The organism is Brakhagea baltica, assembly GCF_052161605.1.
GTDB lineage: Bacteria > Planctomycetota > Planctomycetia > Pirellulales > Pirellulaceae > JBKCUI01.
The window spans coordinates 5752935-5773505 of record NZ_CP197409.1 but is presented as its reverse complement, the minus strand read 5'-3'; the positions used below and the strand labels follow the sequence as shown (position 1 = coordinate 5773505).

20 protein-coding genes, 1 tRNA gene and 1 pseudogene are annotated in these 20571 nt (G+C 51.9%); 13 read left to right on the top strand and 9 right to left on the bottom strand.

Annotation, left to right across the window (positions count from 1 at the left end; genetic code table 11):
- Positions 1–232: 232 nt before the first annotated feature.
- Positions 233–712, top strand: a complete 480-nt coding sequence (locus tag SH449x_RS22455; protein WP_482378318.1) for a hypothetical protein — start codon at positions 233–235, stop codon at positions 710–712.
- A 378-nt stretch (positions 713–1090) separates the two neighbouring features.
- Here the strand turns inward: SH449x_RS22455 and SH449x_RS22450 are convergent, their stop codons facing one another.
- Positions 1091–1291, bottom strand: a complete 201-nt coding sequence (locus tag SH449x_RS22450) for a Fic family protein (RefSeq protein ID WP_482378317.1) — start codon at positions 1289–1291, stop codon at positions 1091–1093.
- Positions 1292–1608: 317 nt separating this feature from the next.
- A complete protein-coding gene (locus tag SH449x_RS22445; protein ID WP_482378316.1) occupies positions 1609–1971 on the bottom strand; it encodes a hypothetical protein in 363 nt (120 codons plus the stop codon).
- Between the two features lie 535 nt (positions 1972–2506).
- Here SH449x_RS22445 and SH449x_RS22440 point away from each other — a divergent pair.
- From SH449x_RS22440 to SH449x_RS22410, 7 genes and pseudogenes are all read left to right on the top strand, one after another.
- Complete coding sequence (locus SH449x_RS22440; RefSeq protein WP_482378315.1) at positions 2507–2722, top strand: hypothetical protein; 216 nt, start codon at positions 2507–2509, stop codon at positions 2720–2722.
- A gap of 370 nt (positions 2723–3092) precedes the next feature.
- Entirely contained in the window at positions 3093–3359 is a 267-nt protein-coding gene (locus SH449x_RS22435) for a hypothetical protein (RefSeq protein ID WP_482378314.1), read from the top strand.
- A 636-nt stretch (positions 3360–3995) separates the two neighbouring features.
- Complete coding sequence (locus SH449x_RS22430; RefSeq protein ID WP_479364058.1) at positions 3996–4214, top strand: type II toxin-antitoxin system HicB family antitoxin; 219 nt, start codon at positions 3996–3998, stop codon at positions 4212–4214.
- A 20-nt stretch (positions 4215–4234) separates the two neighbouring features.
- Positions 4235–4396, top strand: a pseudogene (locus SH449x_RS22425) (type II toxin-antitoxin system HicA family toxin); the annotation flags it as partial.
- Between the two features lie 529 nt (positions 4397–4925).
- On the top strand, positions 4926–5468 hold the full coding sequence (locus SH449x_RS22420) for a hypothetical protein (RefSeq protein ID WP_482378313.1): 543 nt from the start codon (positions 4926–4928) through the stop codon (positions 5466–5468).
- A gap of 162 nt (positions 5469–5630) precedes the next feature.
- Positions 5631–7127, top strand: coding sequence for an ISKra4 family transposase (locus SH449x_RS22415; protein WP_482376812.1), 1497 nt, complete (start codon positions 5631–5633; stop codon positions 7125–7127).
- A 295-nt stretch (positions 7128–7422) separates the two neighbouring features.
- Positions 7423–7908: a hypothetical protein gene (locus SH449x_RS22410; RefSeq protein ID WP_482378312.1), complete on the top strand. Its 486-nt coding sequence runs from the start codon at positions 7423–7425 to the stop codon at positions 7906–7908.
- Positions 7909–8171: 263 nt separating this feature from the next.
- On the opposite strand, the gene SH449x_RS22405 is transcribed toward SH449x_RS22410, so the two are convergent.
- The 6 genes from SH449x_RS22405 to SH449x_RS22380 all read right to left on the bottom strand — a co-directional run bounded on the left by SH449x_RS22405 (position 8172) and on the right by SH449x_RS22380 (position 13504).
- Complete coding sequence (locus SH449x_RS22405; RefSeq protein WP_482378311.1) at positions 8172–8456, bottom strand: hypothetical protein; 285 nt, start codon at positions 8454–8456, stop codon at positions 8172–8174.
- A 4-nt stretch (positions 8457–8460) separates the two neighbouring features.
- Entirely contained in the window at positions 8461–8670 is a 210-nt protein-coding gene (locus SH449x_RS22400) for a hypothetical protein (RefSeq protein ID WP_482378310.1), read from the bottom strand.
- A gap of 106 nt (positions 8671–8776) precedes the next feature.
- Entirely contained in the window at positions 8777–9457 is a 681-nt protein-coding gene (locus SH449x_RS22395) for a hypothetical protein (protein ID WP_482378309.1), read from the bottom strand.
- A gap of 157 nt (positions 9458–9614) precedes the next feature.
- Positions 9615–9688, bottom strand: a tRNA-Arg gene (locus tag SH449x_RS22390).
- Positions 9689–9836: 148 nt separating this feature from the next.
- Positions 9837–11678 (bottom strand): M14 family metallopeptidase, encoded by a 1842-nt coding sequence (locus SH449x_RS22385; protein WP_482378308.1) that lies wholly within the window; start codon positions 11676–11678, stop codon positions 9837–9839.
- A 29-nt stretch (positions 11679–11707) separates the two neighbouring features.
- Positions 11708–13504: a M14 family metallopeptidase gene (locus tag SH449x_RS22380; protein ID WP_482378307.1), complete on the bottom strand. Its 1797-nt coding sequence runs from the start codon at positions 13502–13504 to the stop codon at positions 11708–11710.
- Between the two features lie 272 nt (positions 13505–13776).
- On the opposite strand from SH449x_RS22380, the gene SH449x_RS22375 reads away from it, so the two are divergent.
- Genes SH449x_RS22375 through SH449x_RS22365 form a run of 3 tightly spaced genes read left to right on the top strand, consistent with a single transcriptional unit; the run spans position 13777 to position 17375 of the window.
- Positions 13777–14502 (top strand): class I SAM-dependent methyltransferase, encoded by a 726-nt coding sequence (locus SH449x_RS22375; RefSeq protein ID WP_482378306.1) that lies wholly within the window; start codon positions 13777–13779, stop codon positions 14500–14502.
- Positions 14499–15647, top strand: a complete 1149-nt coding sequence (locus tag SH449x_RS22370) for a glycosyltransferase family 2 protein (RefSeq protein WP_482378305.1) — start codon at positions 14499–14501, stop codon at positions 15645–15647. Before SH449x_RS22375 ends, SH449x_RS22370 begins: the two co-directional genes overlap by 4 nt.
- 9 nt (positions 15648–15656) lie before the next feature.
- The gene (locus SH449x_RS22365; protein WP_482378304.1) at positions 15657–17375 is read left to right on the top strand and encodes a hypothetical protein; all 1719 of its coding nucleotides are present in this window, start codon (positions 15657–15659) and stop codon (positions 17373–17375) included.
- A gap of 297 nt (positions 17376–17672) precedes the next feature.
- Here SH449x_RS22365 and SH449x_RS22360 read toward each other — a convergent pair whose 3' ends face one another.
- On the bottom strand, positions 17673–18011 hold the full coding sequence (locus SH449x_RS22360; RefSeq protein WP_482378303.1) for a hypothetical protein: 339 nt from the start codon (positions 18009–18011) through the stop codon (positions 17673–17675).
- A gap of 125 nt (positions 18012–18136) precedes the next feature.
- Here SH449x_RS22360 and nhaR point away from each other — a divergent pair, with 125 nt between their 5' ends.
- Together nhaR and SH449x_RS22350 are read left to right on the top strand one after the other, a co-directional pair.
- Positions 18137–19042 (top strand): transcriptional activator NhaR, encoded by a 906-nt coding sequence (gene nhaR / locus SH449x_RS22355; protein WP_482378302.1) that lies wholly within the window; start codon positions 18137–18139, stop codon positions 19040–19042.
- A 250-nt stretch (positions 19043–19292) separates the two neighbouring features.
- Complete coding sequence (locus tag SH449x_RS22350) at positions 19293–20570, top strand: serine hydroxymethyltransferase (protein ID WP_482378301.1); 1278 nt, start codon at positions 19293–19295, stop codon at positions 20568–20570.
- Position 20571: the final 1 nt, after the last annotated feature.

The window sequence follows — 20571 nt, the reverse complement described above, 5'->3', positions numbered from 1 at the left end:
CAAAATTGTTGACTATTCTCGGATAGATCCTCACAATAATGGTCCTTCCGGTGCAGAATCCGTTTAGTTGTCTATTCGCTTGTAGAGGTGGTTCGTGCCCAACACTAAGATGATTCTATTGCTCCTGGTGCTAGCCAGTGTTGGTTGTGACGCCCCATCTTCGCAGGATTCAACGGTGCATAGCCAGTCATATCTTCGACAAACGGAACACGACATTCAAGATACCCTGCCCATGAAGAATTCCGAGCATCCTTGGCGAACAGACCCGGCGCTATCTGGAATGTTTCATCCTGAATACCCAGATGATCTACAGGTAATCGTGCATGAAGGGGGCCCGCGACTGACTCAGGCACTTCCCGAGCTTGTATGGGTTCGCGTCACTGGCAAGCGTGCTGGTGCATACGAAGGTACTCTGCTGAATCAGCCACTCCATTTACTATCGCTTCGACTTGAAGACAAGATTCTGTTCCTGTCGGCGAACGTTGGTAATTATCCATTCATGGTCACCGAAAAGTATCTTAACGAACGACGCGATTGGTATATAAAAGCCTGCGACAAATGCGGCATGAGAGAACTTTTCGACGCACCATCAGACTTGCAGGCAAAGATTTTTCCACACGTATCAACAGATGCAGAAATGGAAATGTTCACTTCGTTCTGTCCGGTTTGCGGTGGCGTACAAGTCGTTTCGTCAAAACCGATTGAAGAGTAACTGTAAAATCTGGGCAACTTAAATAGGTATTCGTCCACTCAAAATTACTCCAGACCATCGAGTCGTTTGATTGATCCGAGTGGCACATTCCAATCTACTATACATCGGCAATGCGTTGGACGCTCGTGATCTTCGGTTACTGTATGACAACGGTATCCGCGCGGTAGTTGATCTTGCAATCAGTGATCGTCCTGCGCGACTCGGTCGCGAGCTTGTTTACTGTCGTTTTCCGCTGAATGCCTGAAGCAACTGATTACTGGCGCCCCCAATGATGTTTCGCCGACATTATGGGCGCACGTCAAACGGCTCTCGAAGCCAAGTTGAGCAGGATACGCTCGCGAACCAGCCAGCGTCAATTCGCTATTTTTCAGTTGCCGATCACCTTAGGACCGTTTTGCCGAGGGCAGTAAGTCGGTATCGTTGTTTGCTACTGTTGGGTTTGTCAGGAATCGTCATTTCGATGAGGCCGGCTGCGATTGCTGTTTGCTGGTAGTATCGTCGAAAGTGCTTTTCATCTTTCAAACCCATGGCCTCCATAATTTCGCTTCGGTTCATCTCTCCTTCGAGGGCAAATAGCATTCTTCCGACTTCGGGGGTGACTTCGGGGGCCTGGAAAACAACGGTAACACCGAGCTTGGGGTCGGATTTCCGTTCCCGGATCCAACGATGGCCCCCGACCTACAGGCATTGCCCACCGAGACCTTGCAACAGCTTCTGGAGCAGGGTCCAACAGGAGTGCGGCTATAGTTTGCTTCCTCCTAATCGGCGAGAGTTCGAATTGCGGTTTCTATGATGGATCTGATTCCCGTTGGACGTCAAGTGAAGAAAAATGCATTAATCGCCAGTGGCCTTGATGAACAGCAACACGAGTGGAACGAGCTTTTCCAGGAGGGTTGCTAAGCCTTCCCAGTAAATTGTTTCTCGAACGATCTCGCCGTTCTCATCGACTCGAACGGCCCATCCTCGCCTGAGGCAGCCATTTGCAAGACGGCAAGAGCCGTCGTGACATCCGGCGAAGTCTTGAGCCCGAACTGAGCTTGCGTTATCGCAGGGCATGTCAATGCCGTGGGTTTTACGATCCCCTTCTCCAACCAATCCGTGCGGAGTCGTTCGCAGAATGCGATCAAGCTCGATGGTTCACAGCTCGCTTCGAAGACTCGAGAGTCTTCTCGAACGATCCCTTGAAACGCCTCGAGAGAACTCGATTGCTCAAACGCATCGGCCGCGATTCTGTGGGCTAGTAGCTGATTTGTGGACATACACGCGAGTGGAAAAGAGGGTCTGGTTCCTAAGAACGGATCTTAAAACCATACCAGCAGCCTCGCGCAGGAAGATCAGGCACCTAGGGACTTGTCCGACTCTGTCCGATTTTGGAATTTTTGGAAAATTTCTGAGCGGGACCAGAGGCACTTTCGCTTGAGCTGGATCACGGGTTCGGGCATCCAGCCCTGTTGCTTCCATCGCAGAATGGTCCGTACGGATCCCCCCAAGCAAGATCGCCGCTTGCTTGGTGTCGACCAGTAAATCTCTCATTCGGTCCATGATTACCTCGGTACAGCCATGCTTTTCGGCGATCAATCCCATCTCATATTATGCCAGACGGCTAATTTCGTTCAAACCGGGATAACGGCCTCGATAATTATTATCCCGGTTTGAGGCCGTGGATCAAAATTGTTGACATTTCGGGGATAACACCTGACAATAACGAACTCACCGGTACGAAAGCCGGGATAATTACATGTTCGCGAATTGAGCCCATTGATGTTGCCTGACTCCGAACCAACGAAGGCCCTAATGCAGCACCGGCGTGCAGAAGCGGCGCGACAAATAAGAACGATGGTCATAGTCGTGCTCGCGGGCGCGATTGCGAACATTTGCCACTGGTTCTACCGAGAATCTGGCGGAACGCGTTTTTTCCTGCCGATGCTTGTACTTCATGCGATTTGCGTTTCGATTGGTGTGCTAATCAACCGAAGATTCAACGCCAACCAAACGGCTCGTTCGAATTGAACCGCCACAAATTATCCCACAACCATAGTGCAGCTTGCACTGGCGACATGATTCGAATACAACAAATACTGGGTTAAACGATGATAGAACGATTCTGCACCATGCCCTGCTGCAGCGAATATCAGTACCGAAAACTGCACGGACAATCCATTGCACCGAAGTGGCGGAATGGCCGTCTCGACTTTTAGAAACTTTACTTGCCGCCACTCGATGTAATGGGGGCGTTCTGTCCTTCAATAATGGCACTCGAAATCGGACGTCAAGCTTGATTGAGAATTCGGGTGTGGCTCCGAAAAATGGCAACACACTGGAGCGCATAGCTTTCGTCTGTACGATCGCATCTGCGACTTCGCTCACAATTATCATCGCAATGACTTGGACGACAGTTCTGCGAATTAACGCAAGTCCAGATGTCGCAGCTTGGCAACACTATCAAGATACCGGCAATGGGCCATGGAATCACAACGGCGAAATGGCAGTGTACGTCGACTACGTGTTCTTTGCTTCGGCAATGACATTGGTATCCGGACTAACAATGGCAGTTTTTGCTCGCGCTGTCGGTCGTCGCTTGCTGGGTTGCACTGCTATTACTGCAGCCGCCGTGATAATGTGGTACCATTTTCAACTGATCGATTGATAACCCCTAACTTGATCACGTTACGAACTCGAGTGCGTGGATTGCGCCATAGCCGCCACACCGAGTTTCTCCCCTTCGGGAGCCTCAAGAGCACATGCCTTTACGGCGGAATGTTGTCTTTTGGGACAACGGACAAACCCGGCGTTTACGCACACCTTCGCAGGCTTCCTCTCCACGGTTTGTAGCCTCCCCGCAGTTGCCTTCGTCTAGTGCTTAGATTGTTTGCTACCATTTGTTATTCTGTCCTCCAAGTAATTCCCATTTTCGTACAGGGGACTTGCACCCCATTAGTTCACGCCCGTGCCGGGCGTACGATGCAGTCAACGTCTCCATCCCTGGGGCTTGGGCGGTCAATCATCCTCGCTCTATGTGACTGATCCTTTTCGTTAATTTTGATCACAGCGTCGATTGCGGCGTGCGTGGATTTGCGAGAGCTTTTTGTTGGCAGGTACTCACGCATGGACGGTCTTGCCGTTTGGTAAGCTTCGCTCTTGCTTGCCCGGGCAGTTCTGTGCATTGGTGTCGTGGTCGTTACCACGTTATTCTACGTAATAGATCGTGGAAAACGGACGATCTTGGGCTGTAACTTTGCTTCACGTAACCAAATGGTCTATATTACATTGGAGGAGAGCAAATATGAAGCTTACTGCGGTTTTTATGGCCGTGCCTGAAGGATACATCGGTTTCGTTGAGGAATTGCCTGGGGCTAATACGCAAGGCGATACGCTCGAGGAGGCTCGAGATAATCTTCGCGAGGCCGTGCAAATGGTGCTCGACGCAAACCGAGAACTCGCTGCGAAAGCCATCGTGGGGAAAACTGTCTCGAGAGAACCATTTGACCTGACATCATCATGAAGCGTTGAGATCTCGAGCGGTACTTGACCTCTAATGGATGCGAGCTTCTGCGCGAAGGTGCCAAGCACAGCCTCTACGTTAATCCGGCCAATAGCCAGACAAGTGCGGTACCGCGTCATCGCGAGATCAATGACTTTTTGGTCCGCAAAATCTGTCGTGACCTCGGCATCCCAGAACCCTAGTTGACGAACATAAATACGCTTAGATGTTGCATCGGATAGTCGGGGGTGGACATACGTCGAGCCTGATTGTTTCTCTTCGCTTCCTTGCGGGCCAGTAGCTAGTCAGCATTTAAACCCGTGTTATGAAGCCCCACGGCAGGATCGGAGAAGTACCCCTGAGGAGGGGCTGCCCTTCGCTCGTTTAAGCAACTCTGGTGCGGCGAGGCATGGCAGGAATCGGGATGGCAGAATGATGTGAGGCAAAATGATGACAGGGGCGGTGAAGGTGCAGGATGACACTCCTTACATCGGTTTGGTCTACCCGTCCCAAAACCCGAGCATGTCTATCATTCTGCTTTACACGTCGTGACGGTAAGAAGGAAAAGGATCCGCAGGTAGGTTGCGGGCAGCGCCCGGTCAAGCGATAATCTGTCGGGATGCGGAGCAACGCCATACAGTTCGGGTGCACAATCTATCCTACGCTCCGCTACGCTACGGTAGGGATAGATTGCATTTCGTTTTTTTATGTTGCTAGACAAGATGATTCTGCATGACGAAGCTGTTCGTTCTGTCCAACGTTACTGATCGCTTCCGCGACGATTTCTTCCCTTGCGGCACTCACATTCACCGAAACCCTTGTGACTGTTGTGATGCGAACCTAAACGGTTGGTCTCCGCCGCTTCTGTATTGGTGGGAATACGAATTTGGTGAGCCTCGATCATCGTTGAACGCAGGCCACAATTGCTTTTGGGGCGGCTTTCGCATGATGGTCGATTTGATCGGTCAGTCAATGCTGTCTAATTTGACAATCCCGTTTATATTCCACCCCACTACGATGATCGAAGGCGAAACGTTGTTTGATGACCAATCCTCGTTGGTATACGTCACACTCGATGCAAGCATTGATGCCGACCCCGCAGAATGCAAAAATGCCGTTTGTGAGAAGTGTGGACGTTTTACGGAACGCCGACGGCAAATTACGCGGTTGCGAATTCCTGCCTCCGTCATTCCAAAATTCGGTGTTTTCACGATTAAACAAAATGGCGACGACGGTCCGATGTTTGCGACCGAAGATGCTCGTACAGGGGTGTGACCGGCTCATCGTTGCTTAGTCGGTAGTGAGTCGCGATTTGCTAGCACAAGATATTGTGGCATCATTTCCGGCGACAACCAATTGGTTTCGTTTTCAGTATTGAGAGAGATAATAAGGGTAACGGCGAGCTTTTTCGTCGGTTCTCAATCACGGAGTCAAATCATGAACGAATCGTTGGATTTCCAGAATGTAGATTGTATTGTCGCACAGCTTAAAGAGCTGGCTAACACAGCTTTTCGTACGGGGCAAGCGATCGACCAAACGGAGCTTGATTTACACAAGCGACTAATGGCTCTCGGACATGCATTGATTGGAACAATCATCGAGCAAGCAGGCCAGGGAGATGTTGGACCTACCATCGAGAAGAAAGGGCGAGTCTATAATCGAATGCCCAAACGGACTCGGAGGTATCGCTCCATCTTTGGCGATTTCAGAATCGAACGCTACGTCTATGGAACAACACCCGATCAAGCGATCCAAGCCATTCCTTTGGACGAGCATTTAGGGCTCCCGCAGAATGATTATTCCTTGGTCTTCGAGTCGTGGGTCGGAACTCATGCGACCGAATCTTCCTTCCATAAAGCGGTTGGGTTACTGGAACGAATCACGTCACTCCACGTCCCAGTCGACAGCGCCGAACGGATCGGAAGCCGATTGGGAAAATCAGCGGCCTTGGTACTCGATAATCCGCCATCGATCGATCGAGCTACCGAGGCAGAACTCTTGGTCCAAACCAGTGACAACAAAGGCATCCCGATGGTACGCAAGCAAACGGAAAAAACACCTGTGGGTGCTTCTGTCGAACGCATGGGCCCCAAGCCGGGGCAGAAACAAATGGCGTGCATGGCCGGAGTGTATACCGTAGATCGCGATGTTCGAACGGCTACAGAAATCATTGATGCTTTATTCCATGAGCCTGAGTCAGGCGAGACAAGTAGATCAGAAGCTAAGCCGAAGAATCCTCGGTACTTTGGGGCGTTGACCAAGCATGATTCTAACGGAAACGTGATCGGTAAGTCCGCTGAAGAGCAAGCTCAGCAATGGCTAACTGCCAATACGCTCCGACGCCACCGAGAGGGTCAAGAGATTTTGGTTATGCACGACGGGCAACCATCACTTTGGAACTTAGCGCATGAGTACCAGGAGGGATGGAACACGATTGAAATACTGGACCTGATGCATGTACTTCCGCGAATCTGGGCAGCCGCGAAGATCATCCAACCAGATTCGCAAAGCTCGTATGTTCGCGAACAGCTGCTGCTACTGCTTAAGGGAACCGAAGGTCTAATGATCATAGGAATCAAGACTGCGATGAGACGCAAGGGCATAAAAAAAGCACAACGCGAAGAGCTTGGCAAGATCGTGAAGTATTTGGAAAACAACCGCTCACGAATCAAGTACGGTGAGTATTTGGCAAAAGGCTATCCGATATGCACTGGGTATATTGAAGGAGCCTGTCGGCATGTGCCCAAGGATCGAATGGAAAAGAGTGGGATGAGATGGAAGGAAAAAGGAGCCCAGACCATGCTGAACCTTCGCTGCATCGAAGCGAGTGAGCTTTGGGATGTCTTAGCCACAACGCACCGAACGGTAAACCTCTCGATCTACGGTAAGAAACGAGTGAACTATAGCGATCAGTTCTTGGCAATGGCGTCGTAACTAACAGAACAACCGGTCACACCCCTCGTACAGTACTAACGAATTCCGGCATTACTGGAATCGGCTACTACTCGGCGGGGCGTGTGATATGATGTTTACTCACACCAACTAGACGCGGCAACATAACCACGCCGTGCAACGGAGCGGAGGTGGGTGGTTTATTTGGTTCGCTCATGATCTTCTCCCGCCCCCCGCTGACGGCAATCGTTATCCTCATGAAATTCGTCTTTGCCGCCCAACTGCAAGTGTGTATCGTCACACACTTCGGTTTTCACTATTTTGAAAGGATTCCCCTATGAAACGCAAAGCTATCTTTTTCCTCGCTGTTGCTCTTCAAATTGGTTTTACCGCAGTTCCGAGGACTGCGATGTCTCAGCCGCCTGTGACAGAAAAGGAAGAGGCTTCTGAAATTCATGTGTTACCCGAGAAAATACTAGAAGCGAAATCATGGCGAAACGTTGGATTCGATACTCCACAGGCGACCTTACAAACATTCATGTGGGCAGTGCGTGAACAAAAGCCGGACGTCATTAGCAAAGCCTGCCTTGATTCTCCAGATAAGATAAACAACCCTGAAGCCCAACGTCAGTGGCTCCAGCATGCTAAAGTTACTGCAACGAGCTTTCGGGCTCTCGCGGTTAGAAATATCGACGAAACTACTGTCGATCTAAAGTTCGAAGTTCCGGGGTGGAGTGTTGCTATCCTTTCGCAAAAGATGAAGAAGACAAAGGCGGGGTGGAAGTTTGATGCTGACACCGGTGTTTCTGAAGCAACTTGGTAAACAACTTGCAATTTCTACAAGTCGAAGAGCCCTTCTCGCAAGCTAAAAGCGGATAACAAACCCATGCGCCTAAGCCCCAGGGGGCTAGGTGATCGCCAGCCGTTCTTGTACTCAAACCTCGGCGGGGTGTTCCATCGAGTTTGATTAGAATCCTTCTTGCATTCTTCCTCGAACCGTTTCCGTTCGCTGCATACGAAGCCACGCTCTAGCAGTTCAATCTCGAACGGTCGAACGGGGGGTTATCGGTTTGGTGGTTTTCTTTGCTACGCGCAAGTTGCTTCTTTCCTTTTCTGGCCAACCTTTGCCAACGCTTGTTTTTCCAACTCCATGATCCTTCGATCTCGATCGTTCTCCGAAATCGCTCCATTGCACCACTGCCCACGCACTCGCATCACGTCTGCGAGAAACGGCCCGAGGATCGGATCGTACACCAACGTTGATTGCCCCCGCTTGTGTGTCCACTCGAACTCGTTTCGAACGTCATGCCGCTTCGCTTTGCCGGATTTCGGATCCTGGGGGCTGGCTATGGCTCGTTGTATGGGAAGCATCGGTTCAGCTCCATAGGGCAGCCTCCTCCGACGTCGGAGTCAGTGGGTGAAGTTCTCCCGCTAGTGAGATCGCCATCGATTCCAAGCCGTCTGAAAGCTTTTGCTCTTCCCCTCGACTCGTGTGGGAGCGAGCCCTGTTTCTGTAGCTTGTCGACGCGTTGATGCTTCGTCCATCGGCCCAGAACTCGGGCTTGATTGTGCGTATTCGTGCCATAGTGACCTTCCGTTTCTCGGTCCGTTATCTCGCGAACTTCGGTGGTACATCCTCAGCGCCAAGAGTGGGCTCTTGAAGCCAACTACACCCATTCGTCCCTACTATGTCACCAATGATGGTTTATCGGATGCCTTGCGAATACCCAATCGCCATGGGGGGGAACATGCTTGGCAGTCAGTTCTCGAATCTGCACCGACCGAACCCCGGAGTGCCAAAGAGAGACAAGAACCAAACCAAATGGTCGCCCCGCCCTTCGTCCTTCTCGCGTCGACTTGACGCACTTTTCATGAGTCGCTCGATCAACCAGGACGATACGTGGCTCAGGAGTCTCGGAACGGTGCACCAAAATATCAGACTCCGGAATCCAACCCTGCAAGTGAGCGCATCGGTAAGCACGCAGCACGAATTGGGCCGCGTCACGCTTCCGAGCCACTGACCGGGTGTATTCCTTCTTGCCACGCTGCCGTTTCGTATTGAGCCATTTGTCGAGCTCCAAACAAGTCAAATCCCTCATCTTTCGAGTGGGGCAGAAGTGATTGGCAAATGAAGAGAGGAGTGATACTGCTTTTTGGTATCGCTCCTCGGTCGCTTTGAGTTCATAGAAGGCCAGCCAGCCTTCGAAGATGGCTTCGACCGTTGCGTCCATATGTCGGTAGTCCGCCATGGAACGCATCCGCTCCCAGATACCGAAGGCCTTCTCTTCAACCGGATCCAGACGGATTTTTCGCCCCTGGTCATCCTTCACATACCAGCAGGATCTAGCCTTAACAAAAAACGGTTTCTTCATGTTGCATGCACCCTTAAATTGTGGTGCAAAGATACCAACGAAGAGTGACTCTTTTGGTCACGGCAGCGGAAGAGCGGAACCGGCTTGGTCCCCGAAATGGTCCCTGAGACCAAAAAGAGCTTTCGCAGAATCGCGGTTTCATCAAGGAAAACCCAAGTACCCCCGACAGGGTTCGAACCTGTGACCTCAGCTTTAGGAAAGCCGCGCTCTATCCAACTGAGCTACGAGGGCATCTTATGCGACTAGTGGTTCGGTCTCTCGTCGCTTCTCGACGCCACCACAGCCAACTAGCGACACTACCCAAAGAATAGCATCAGGGAGCAGGATGTGTCAACGAACATCTCTGCTTTCCCCGTTGCCTTCCTGGATTTCATGCGATCTATGGGATGCTGACCTGGGACTCGGCCGATCCACCCTTGACACTCGTCACGGTTATCTTACCTGTCCCCTTACCCGATACAATCCAACGGACATAAACGATCCCCGAGCCTGGAATGCTCGGGACCTGCACCTCCTTGGGGGACTTGTTTTGCACTGTCGGGTTCCTCATGAGGACATCGGTCGAGTAATGAGAGGTCAAAACCTTCAAATCCGAGGACTCCAACTGAACCGAAACCGGCGGTGTTATCTTCTGCTTGAGATCGATCGCCGAGTGGGTCGGAGTCAATCGCTCATTCTCTACAATGGCCGTTACCTCTTGCAATCCGTCTCCAAGCGATTTCACTGACACCGATTGGACCTTTAGCAAAGGCATCTGATTGGCATGGTACAATGTGAAGGCCATGTTGCGATGACATTCTTCTTGCAACATGAATCCCGGCGGTTGTCGCCCCCAGTTTTTCTTAAATCCTCCCACTTCGACTTTGCCATAAGTCGGGTGATCCACCTCTTCCCATTCCACTAACCCATCTCCGAACAACAACAACTGATCGAACTCATGCGATTGCTCTGGACTGCCCGAAGGCTGATGGAAGTAGTTATAGGAAACAAAGAGCTCGTTGGTAAAAGTGAAGACTCCCAACATCTGATGAAACCAATCGATCTCGCCACCCCAGACTTCGTAAAGATCGTTGGCAACGTTCAAGTAGCGGTAACCGGGCAAAATTCTTTCGCCCGTCTTGCCAATCCGATCATAGACTCTGAGGTCCGTTGCCTCGTAAGCGTCTTGCTTGGAGCCAGGTCCCCGCAGAAGCATACCACCAGTGTTGTGATAGGTCTGTGCACCCGCGATGTTGGGATGCTTTAAAACGAACTCGGCCATGTTCCGATTCTCAACCAGAGAAAACGGATAGCGGAACGCGCCTCGCTGCACATAACCAGGCTCCCATTTCCACGGCCAATCGCGGTTCGGGTCATACGATCCATCTCCGTCCTCGTTGGCACGACCATCGCCGTCGACGTCGTATCCCTCAATGCCAATCAAGGTGAACTCACCCTTTTCACCAGGCTCGACTGGGACCATGAGATTCGGATACTTGGGATGCGATTTGTAGCGACCGTTCGGGTCACGGATTCGCATTTGAGTGATGTGCCCGTCTCCGTTCAAATCGTTGAACGAATCTTCGTTGACGAGCCCATCGCGGTCGTCGTCTACCTCTCGCTGACCAGACCGTGGCGAGTTGGTCGAATTGGGTTCGTAGAAGTGAGCGTGTCGCGAGTCGGGACTCATGCTCGGAAGTATGTAAAAGACCCGATCGCGAAGCAGTTCTTGCACGAACTTGTTCTCTCCGTGCATCTCCGCCAAGAACCAAGCAGTATAGAGAGCGACCTCGTTCGCTTGGATCTCGTTCGCATGAATGCCACCATCAATCCAGAACCCTGGCTTGCGATTCTCTTCACCAACTTCCCAATTGGTTATCGTAGCAACCCACATCTCTCGGCCTTGAATCGATTTGCCAACCGATTCGATCTTCACCAGTTTGGGATACTGGGCCTCTAATTGCTTGAGAATACTCTCAATCTCTTCGTTGTCGTGATAACGATTCCAGTACACAGGCACTTTGGGCTGAGTGGGACCACCGACAGCCTTATAGATCGCTTGTACTTTGATATCCTGGCCGGATGGGACAACCGACTTGACTGCTTCAACAGACGGTGACGCATCTTGCGAAAACGCTAGCGACCCCAGAAGGGACCAGCTGCAACCGAACGACAATCCGGTTAGCAACATCGCACGGACGATCGACTTGGAACTGCAATTCAACATAGCATTAACTTTCATGGGAGATCGTGTTTCCTTTAGACTCATAATTACTTAACCTCCAATGATTGTTCGACAGGCAAAAGCGTGGGCGCGGTGGCCGTAATTTTCCATTCGCGGCTACCAAGTGATTCGGACGGGAGCAAAAGCAACCATCGCAATTCCTGCTTGCCGCCAAGCTCTTTTAAGCGGCCAACCGATTGACGCGGGCTCCCCTCAATCCACTTCGCTCCTTCGGATCCGTGCAATGTCACTTGGATCGGATACCAGTGCCCGGAGATGTTTCCCATTTCGGGCATGGTTGGTAGTTGACCGACATTAACCACTTCACAGGTTACCTCGATCAATCCCTCACCTAGCTTTTTCGCCTTAACCTCCTTTAGCTCAATCGCTGGCCATTTCTTCGTCAGGGTTCGAATCAGCTCGACATGCGGTTCGACCAGTTCATCCACCATCTTCTCGGGCGGATTCAAAAGATAGAGCGGCTTCCATCCGCCAATCTCTACCTTCTTGCCAGGGAGGTCGGGATGTTCGTGCGTTTGCCACGGTGAGAAGGCTTGAATGCCTTGCTGCTCAAACCAACGCATGGCGTTCAACTCCGATGCGCCTCGCTTATCGTCTTTCGCCATCGGCTTGCTGCCTGCACGTTTATCGTCGGTTTCTGCCCCAGCGTTTGCTGACTCGGTAGCTCCAGGCTCTGTGGTTCCCGATTCGGCTTTCTTCTCTTCTGCTGCTTTGGGCACCCACCAACCTCGGGAAGCGAACGACCAACGTCCGTAGTGAAAATAAGCCCAATCGGAAAAGGAACCTTCTCCTGCCGGGGACTCTGGAGCATCTTTGCCTGGATGAACGCCTCGAAACGCTTCGGCGATCTGATCCTGAAGCACTTGATCTGAAGTCAGAATCTTGGTCTTGATGCGAGCACTATCGGTCTGTGCACTTCCCTTCCATGTGTTAAACAAATTGTCCTCTGGCGAGAAGCAAATGACTGCACCGACGCTGGGGTGGTCATATAAGAAATCGGCGATGGCCCGGGTCTCGACTTCGGAAACTTGGTGAGGTCCTGCCCCTTTCGCGAAGTACGGATAGTTAAAGGTAAAGTTTCTGTTGAAGGCCACGCCATCTGATGCATCCTCGGCAAACTGGTCATCTCCGTCAGCATCGACTCCTTCGGTCAGAATTCGAAACTCTCCGGTCTCTCCCTTCTTGGGATCTACTGGAACGAGAATCCGATCGTCGTCGGAATGTTTCCTGTGTGTACCGAATGGCTCGTAGACCCGCATAGAGGTGATCCAGCCATCTCCATTCAAGTCCTTGGGGGGATCTTCACCGATGGAAAAATCTCGGTCGTCGTCCGTTTTGGTTTCGTTGCCGGAATGTTCGTAGACTGGAAAACGATAGTGCTTTTCGGTTTCGTCCGGTGTTGGGCAGGGAATTACGTAGACCGTGAACCGCTCTAGGAGTTCCGCCATGGCTGGGTTGTTATCAATCGAGGCAACCATCTGCTCGGCCATCCGCAGCGAAAGCTCTCGCCCCAAGACGTGTGCCCCTACTACGTTTCCGACCACAACGATGGCCGGTCGCTGCTGGGCCTCGCTTTTCGAAATGGTGAGCAGCCACAGATTGCGGTTCCCCTTTGTAACCCCCAGCGACTTTACGGTGGCGTAGGGAGACTCCGCCAATTTCTCAAGCCGTTTTTCCATCTGGGTGAACGTTGCATAGCCACTGAGCGGGCTGGGCACGTCCTGTCCAAACGCGATCGGAGTGGTAGTCGACATCCAGCCAGCTGCTGTAAACAGCAAGGCGATCGCAAAACTGCGTCTCTTTGCAAGGGAATTTGCCTTCATCGGTTTTCCGTTCATTCATGGTTCGTGACTCTAAACGAGCTTCTAGAATAGTTGAACAGCACAGTTCCTACAAACGTTAGTGTTCCACTAATCAGCCGGGTTTTCGCGAATTCCTAGCTCCTCCTAAGTGGAATTGTCGGCAGGGCAGGGACGGTGAGCTACCGTTTCAAGGCTCGCCGCTCGATGCGCGAGACGGCTTCCCTCGATCTCTCGCCGAAAACTATGCGATTGACCGAGATTTGCAGCTTGGTTTTACCCAGGGAGGATGGATCGTGGAGATTGCACATCTCAACCAACTGATCGAACTCGAGGACAATTATTGGTGGCATGTTGCCAAGCGGTCTTGGGCCACGCAACTACTGAGATCTTACGCTACGCCTCCTTCCCAGATTATCGAGGGTGGGATTGGTGCTGCCGGCAACCTAGTCCGCTGGCGAGACATGGGCTATCAAGTGACCGGCCTGGACTTCCTAGAGGAGTCGGTCGAGCATGCATCGCGGCTCGGGCTTTCCCGTGTGTATCGCCACGACCTGCACGAGAAATGGCCTGTGCAACCAGATTCGGCGCAAGCTGTTGTTCTTCTCGATGTGCTGGAGCATCTCAAGTATCCCGTGCTGGCTCTCCGCAACGCGGCTGAAAGCTTGACCGACCATGGGAAGATCATCTTCACGGTTCCCGCCTATCCGATTTTGTATTCGGATTGGGATGAGCGATTAGGGCACTTTCGCCGTTATACCTCCGACACCATTCGGCAACATGCAACCGAAGCCGGCTTGCGAGTTGAGAAGTTATCGCACTGGAACTCGTTCACGTTGCCGGTTGCATTTGTGTTGCGGATGATGCGCAAATTCTTCCCATCACGATCAGGGACCGAGTTTCCAAGAGTTTCGCGATTCACCAATCAAATGCTGATTCGATTAGCTGGTTGGGAACGATCCCTCGCGGACAAGATGCCGGTTCCTATGGGACTGTCCTTGGTCGGAGTTCTGTCGAAATGAACCCTTCGTCCGACGTCAGGCACGGCGTAAAAACAGGCGTGAGGCATGACGAGGAGCGACGATTGACAGGTCTTCGTGTCGCCATCGTACTGCCCGTCTACAACGAGAAGGAAAACCTTCGACCACTGACTGCTAGGATTCAACAATCGCTTCACGAGCTACCGATCAGCTCGGAGATCATCTTTGTCAACGATGGGTCTCGCGATGGCAGCGGCGAAGAGCTCGATCGAATCGCGGCAACCGACCGTTCTATTCGAGTCGTTCATCTGTCACGCAACTTCGGGCATAGTGCTGCCGTGCGAGCTGGTCTGGATGAATCGGATGCCGATGCCGTTATCTTGATGGATAGCGACGGACAAGATGATCCGCTTGCGATTCCTCGCATGATTGACAGATGGCTCGACGGTGTACAGGTTGTCTATGCGGTGAGAGTTGCGAGAAAGGAGAGCTTCTGGAAGCGTTGCCTTTTTGCGGGCTTCTATCGAACGCTTCAGCAGTTGTCGTCGGTTTCTATCCCGAAAGACGCTGGCAATTTCGGATTGATGGATCGCAAGGTGGTCGATCAGATTAAACGACTGCCGGAGGTGGATCGCTACATCCCTGGCCTGCGATCTTGGACCGGTTTTCGGCAAGAGTCTCTCATCGTGGAACGATTGGAGCGATACGATGACAATCCGCGAGTCAGCTTGAGCGGGCTAGTTTCTCTCGCGAAAACAGCGTTGTTCGGGTTCTCGCGAGTTCCACTCTTGGCATTTTACGGGATCGCATTTGTCTGTGCGGTGGTCTCTCTGAGCCTGATCGGCTACGCTGCGTTTCACAAACTTTTCACTGGGCTTGCCATCCCAGGTTGGGCATCTACGACAAGCATCAGTGCGTTCTTCGGAGCCATGAACGCTCTTGGAATTGCGATTCTGGGTGAGTATGTCGCTCGGATCTATGACCAAGTGCGAGCGAGACCCACTTATATTATCGCGAGGAAATCGAACGGCGATCAGCCATCGCAATCTGATGTACACGAGTTCCTTGGCGAGGTGGAGGAGCTAAAGGTCTTTGTAGCTAGTTCGATTGATTCTGACGTAAGCAAAGCCGCTAAGGATCAGCCACTGCGATCAACGTCACAACCGATCACTCCCCCTGCAACATGATGCAGTAACATGATGCAGCGGAGCCCCCTACGCGAGTCGATTTTGGTCGCTTGCTTAATACTACTAGCATTCGCAAGTGCATTTCCTATCGTCATGAGCACACTCGCTCCGTATGACGATCAAGGTTACGTGATGATGACCGTCAAGACGTTTCTCGCTGGCGAAACGCTCTATGGGAAAACCCATACGCAATACGGACCTGCGTACTATTTGCTAACTGGTTCGCTGCATAGTGTCATGGGGATTCCATTGACTCAAGACGGCGTCCGAGTCAAGACGGTTATTTTCTGGTGTCTTTCAACCCTGCTGGCATATTCCATCCTGAGGCGACTGGGCTGGGGCGTTCCCATCACCTTGTTCTTCGCTACCCTATTTCATTTACATCTATCCAAGCTCGCGTTGGAACCGGGACACCCTCAAGAGTGGATCCTGGTGCTCTCACTGCTATCGTTTTGGTATGTTGTTGGGACGAATCGATATCGTTGGCTATTGGCAGCCATAGCGGTCGGCTTGATCGGCATGATCAAAATCAACTGTGGCTTTCTGTTTGCAGTTCCCTTGATCATACAAGCTCTGGTCGCTTACAAGCAAGATAGTGCACAGAGAAGTGCGATGTATCAGGTGTTGGCTGGCGGAGCGGGAGCTACTGTCGCCGTATTTGTGCTTTCCTTGGGCATGGGTATCACCGCCGAGCAGTTCTTGTGGGGGCTCGTTGGCCAGCACAGAGGATTCGCGAACGATTTCTATCACCTTATTCCAGTATCGGCACCCGCCATACTATTTGGTTTCTGCTGCCTTGCAGCTTTCGTTTGGAAAAACACAAACCATGGTGGTCGCAAGAACAAGGAATCCGCATTTGGTAATACGACTCTTTGTTTTCTTGTGCTATCAGCGGTAGCAGTCGCGGCCTATCAAGCCGTAAGCGATTGGTGGTCGCCGCTGATACATGGATTAGAGCCTCGTGGAGCGTCGACTTGGTTGGTCATTATTGGTCCTGCCATGTCGATTTGGCTGTTGCGATCGGATGAAACGGCACGCTCGCTGAGCCCCTATGTGATAGGAGTCACATGGTTAGCCCCGTTAATGGCCTATCCAACCCCGGGCACCCAGTTAACACTCGGAACCTCTTTTGGTTGGATTGTGTTTGGCGTGTTAGCCTCCTTTTGCTGTAGGTCACTTGCCACTTACGCCTCCCCTCGGAATTTAGTGGCCGACCAAACTAAGCTCCGATTCGAGGCTGGGAATGTAAGGTTGCTACCGCTGATGAGTATTTCATTAGGGATAATGGTGTCGATTGTGGGGTGGCAGCGTTGGCTTAGCTACTCCCCGATAGGACTTCGGGGTAGCGAGTGGTTACGACTCGATCCGGTAACATGCGAACAGGAATTACAAATCGCGAGAGCTATTGCAAGAACAGGTTGTGAAAGGTTGGTCTTCGACGGTCACAATCACAACCGTTTTTACTTCTGGACCGATACCAAACCGCTAACTGCCGCCAATCCAACCTTTTGGCCTCGCATGCTAACGTTTGAAGAACAACAACGAATCCAATCTATCCTGCAAGAGGATACTTCCATCTGCATGGTAATCCCGCCGGAGAGTGACGCACTTTCAAGCGAACGAACAGGGGCGGTCCGAGCTTCCTACTATGAGGGATGGGAAGAGACAGAACGCGTAGGTGATTGGCGAGTAGGGGTACGTCGCCCGACAAGCTCAATCACAGACTAGCAGCGAAAGTACGAAACCGTGTTCACGGAAGTCACTGTTCGGCCCAATCGCGCAGCGATAAAAATGGTAGCGTAACGGCGCCAGACGTACGGTAGGGCTCCAGCACCCTCACCGCCCATCAGCTCAGCCAGCAATCTGCCGCTCCCGGTAGTTTAGGGGTTCGCCTCCGAAGGAGACCTCGGTTCGCTTCGCATTGCCAGAGATACCGTACGGCTTACGCCGTGACGCTCCTATTTGCGTGCGAAGCCGTTCCGACCACTAGCAATAGATTTCTACCTGCCGATTGCCTCAGCAGAACTAGTCGTCCAAGGCAGCGGAGGATCGCTTGCGATGCCGACGATGTCGTGCAATCAGTTTGGAGATCGTATAGGACGCTCGATCGGAGACCGAATCCAGCATGGAGAGCCAGTTCTCCCCCCTCTCATCCAGAACGACGGCTCGTTTTTTCTGCACACCGATCACGAGCCGAATGGATTTATCGATTCCGTTCTTGGGGCCGTTAAGATCGGCAAGGTAAGCTTTGACCGTCCCAATGCGATTTTCAAACCGAGACATGCTCGATTCAATCTTGGATTGCACCTGTCTTCTTAACAAAGAGTCCAGTTCAAAGCCGTTTCCATGCACCAGAATTAGCATCAGGTTTCTCCTGTATTTCTCGCGAAAGGCGTGTTCGGTTACTTGATTATCCCTTGCCAGAAAGCTAGAACAAATTGAATCCTGAGCAACGAAAACTTGATTTAAGCTAACAAAGAGAGAGTCTGGTGAACTGGCTGAATTACCATCATTTGCAGTATTTTTGGGTCGTGGCTCGTGAAGGTTCGGTCGCAAGAGCCAGCGAGATTTTGCATGTTACGCCCGCAACCATAAGCATTCAGCTCCGTGATTTAGAAAAATCGCTCGGGGTCGAGCTGCTTCGCAAATCGGGGCGTGGCTTAGCCTTAACCGACATGGGGGTGGCGGTTCAGGCCTATGCGGACGACATTTTTGCGACCGGACAAGAGCTGCTGGACATGGTCAACGGTCGTCCGGTCGGCGGCCCAATGGTGCTCCGGGTGGGGATTAAGGATGTGCTTCCTAAGCTGGTGGCTTATCAACTCCTGACGCCGACTCTGGAAATGTCCGAAGACATTCGGCTTTCCTGCTCGGAGGGAGATATAACGAAACTTATCGCTGATCTAGCCATTCACAAACTGGATGTCGTGCTTTCAGACACCCCTATCGATCCCAGCATGAAAGTCAAAGCGTACTCCCACTTGTTAGGGGAATCGGACGTGGTTTTTGTTGGAACAAAGCAATTTGCAAAGAAATTGCGGGACAAGTTTCCCCAATCTTTGAACGGAGCCCCCATGTTGCTCCCCATGGAAAACACCATTCTCAGGCGTTCCTTGGATTATTGGTTCGAGGCAAACGACATCCGCCCAAAAATTGTTGGCGAGTTTCAAGACAGTGCCATGTTAAAAATTATGGGTAGTGTTGGAGCTGGTATTTTCCCGGTCGCGAGTGTGATCGGAAAGGAGGTAGAGACCATGTACAACGTTGAGGTCATCGCCAAAGTCCCCCGAGTCAAAGAGAAGTTTTATGCTCTCTCCGTAGAGCGCAAAGTGAAACATCCCGCAGTATTGGCAATATCGAATGTTGCCACGCGGAAGTTTGCGAGCGAGCATTGACAATCGTGATCGTTCGACTCTGCCGCGCAATCGGATGTGGGACTTTTGACGAATTCGCGGGCTGTGATGCCGAGATAGCCCGCCCGCGCGATTCCGACGGTTGACGGGGTGAAGAATCCGACAGAGAATACAGTTTCGTTCGTAGGAAACCAATCTTCGCAGCTGTCCGGCCGCTTAGTAACTCGACTGTGGCGATTGGCCGGAAGCCCTTTTTCATGGTCTTTTTTCAACAACTAATCATCCTTTGCAAATGAATATTCTTCAGACCCAAGACCCCGCTGTTTGGGCAGCCGTCGAGAGCGAAGCCGTCCGCCAACAGGAAGGGCTGGAAATGATCGCCAGCGAGAACTACACCAGCGCCGCAGTCATGCAAGCAGTGGGTAGCGTGCTGACCAACAAATACGCTGAGGGATATCCAGGTCGTCGATACTACGGCGGCTGCGAACATGTCGACACGGTTGAAACCATTGCGATCGAACGAGCCAAGGAACTGTTTGGTGCCGAGCATGCGAACGTGCAGCCTCACTCTGGCTCCCAAGCCAACATGGCAGTTTACCTCTCGGCTCTCAACCCAGGAGATGTCGTTCTCGGGCTTGACCTCGCCCAAGGCGGCCACTTGACGCACGGTATGCACCTGAATATTAGCGGAAAACTCTACAAGTTTTTTGCATATGGAGTCGACCCTGTAAACCATCGGATCGACTTTGATCAAGTCGCCAAACTAGCTCGCGAACACAAGCCCAAGATGATCGTGGCTGGAGCGAGTGCGTATCCACGCGAAATTTTCCACGACAAGTTTGCTGAGATCGCCCGGGAGGTGGGAGCAAAGCTAATGGTCGACATGGCCCACTACGCAGGCTTGGTGGCAGCGGGAGTACATAACTCACCTGTTCCCTACGCAGATTACGTCACGACGACGACTCACAAGACCCTTCGCGGTCCACGCAGCGGCTTGATTCTTTGCAAGTCAGAATTTGCGAAACCAATCAATAGTGCTGTGTTTCCTGGAATCCAAGGTGGGCCGCTAATGCACGTGGTCGCGGGCAAGGCGGTTTGTTTTGGCGAAGCGATGACCCCGGCTTTCCAAGAGTACGGCAAGCAAGTGGTGGCGAACTGCAAGACGCTCGCCGAAACGCTCATCGCAAGCGGACTGCGGCTCATTAGCGGAGGCTCAGACAATCATTTGGTTCTGGTCGACGTCACCAGCTTTGGCATCGGTGGAAAGATTGCAGAAAAGGCTCTTGATCAATGCGGTATCACGGTCAATATGAACATGATCCCATTTGATACACGAAAACCGATGGATCCGAGCGGTATTCGTATCGGCACTCCAGCTCTGACCACCCGAGGAATGGGGACTGATGAGTTCAAGGCAATCGGTGGATGGATTGTTTCGGCCCTCAAGTCTCATGACGATGCGACCAAGCTGGCTGCCATCCGTGCAGAAGTCAAGCAGCTTGCTATGCAATTTCCCGTGCCAGCATCGTTGCTTTCCGAATCCCCTTCTTCGCATTGCGTCGCAGTCTAAA

Bases quoted from the DNA above. Each gene is read 5' to 3' on its own strand.
- SH449x_RS22455 (WP_482378318.1), top strand. From the start codon at position 233: ATGAAGAATTCCGAGCATCCTTGGCGAACAGACCCGGCGCTATCTGGA.
- SH449x_RS22450 (WP_482378317.1), bottom strand. From the start codon at position 1,291: ATGCTATTTGCCCTCGAAGGAGAGATGAACCGAAGCGAAATTATGGAG.
- SH449x_RS22445 (WP_482378316.1), bottom strand. From the start codon at position 1,971: ATGTCCACAAATCAGCTACTAGCCCACAGAATCGCGGCCGATGCGTTT.
- SH449x_RS22440 (WP_482378315.1), top strand. From the start codon at position 2,507: ATGCAGCACCGGCGTGCAGAAGCGGCGCGACAAATAAGAACGATGGTC.
- SH449x_RS22435 (WP_482378314.1), top strand. From the start codon at position 3,093: ATGACTTGGACGACAGTTCTGCGAATTAACGCAAGTCCAGATGTCGCA.
- SH449x_RS22430 (WP_479364058.1), top strand. From the start codon at position 3,996: ATGAAGCTTACTGCGGTTTTTATGGCCGTGCCTGAAGGATACATCGGT.
- SH449x_RS22420 (WP_482378313.1), top strand. From the start codon at position 4,926: ATGACGAAGCTGTTCGTTCTGTCCAACGTTACTGATCGCTTCCGCGAC.
- SH449x_RS22415 (WP_482376812.1), top strand. From the start codon at position 5,631: ATGAACGAATCGTTGGATTTCCAGAATGTAGATTGTATTGTCGCACAG.
- SH449x_RS22410 (WP_482378312.1), top strand. From the start codon at position 7,423: ATGAAACGCAAAGCTATCTTTTTCCTCGCTGTTGCTCTTCAAATTGGT.
- SH449x_RS22405 (WP_482378311.1), bottom strand. From the start codon at position 8,456: ATGCTTCCCATACAACGAGCCATAGCCAGCCCCCAGGATCCGAAATCC.
- SH449x_RS22400 (WP_482378310.1), bottom strand. From the start codon at position 8,670: ATGGCACGAATACGCACAATCAAGCCCGAGTTCTGGGCCGATGGACGA.
- SH449x_RS22395 (WP_482378309.1), bottom strand. From the start codon at position 9,457: ATGAAGAAACCGTTTTTTGTTAAGGCTAGATCCTGCTGGTATGTGAAG.
- SH449x_RS22385 (WP_482378308.1), bottom strand. From the start codon at position 11,678: ATGAAAGTTAATGCTATGTTGAATTGCAGTTCCAAGTCGATCGTCCGT.
- SH449x_RS22380 (WP_482378307.1), bottom strand. From the start codon at position 13,504: ATGAAGGCAAATTCCCTTGCAAAGAGACGCAGTTTTGCGATCGCCTTG.
- SH449x_RS22370 (WP_482378305.1), top strand. From the start codon at position 14,499: ATGAACCCTTCGTCCGACGTCAGGCACGGCGTAAAAACAGGCGTGAGG.
- SH449x_RS22365 (WP_482378304.1), top strand. From the start codon at position 15,657: ATGATGCAGCGGAGCCCCCTACGCGAGTCGATTTTGGTCGCTTGCTTA.
- SH449x_RS22360 (WP_482378303.1), bottom strand. From the start codon at position 18,011: ATGCTAATTCTGGTGCATGGAAACGGCTTTGAACTGGACTCTTTGTTA.
- SH449x_RS22350 (WP_482378301.1), top strand. From the start codon at position 19,293: ATGAATATTCTTCAGACCCAAGACCCCGCTGTTTGGGCAGCCGTCGAG.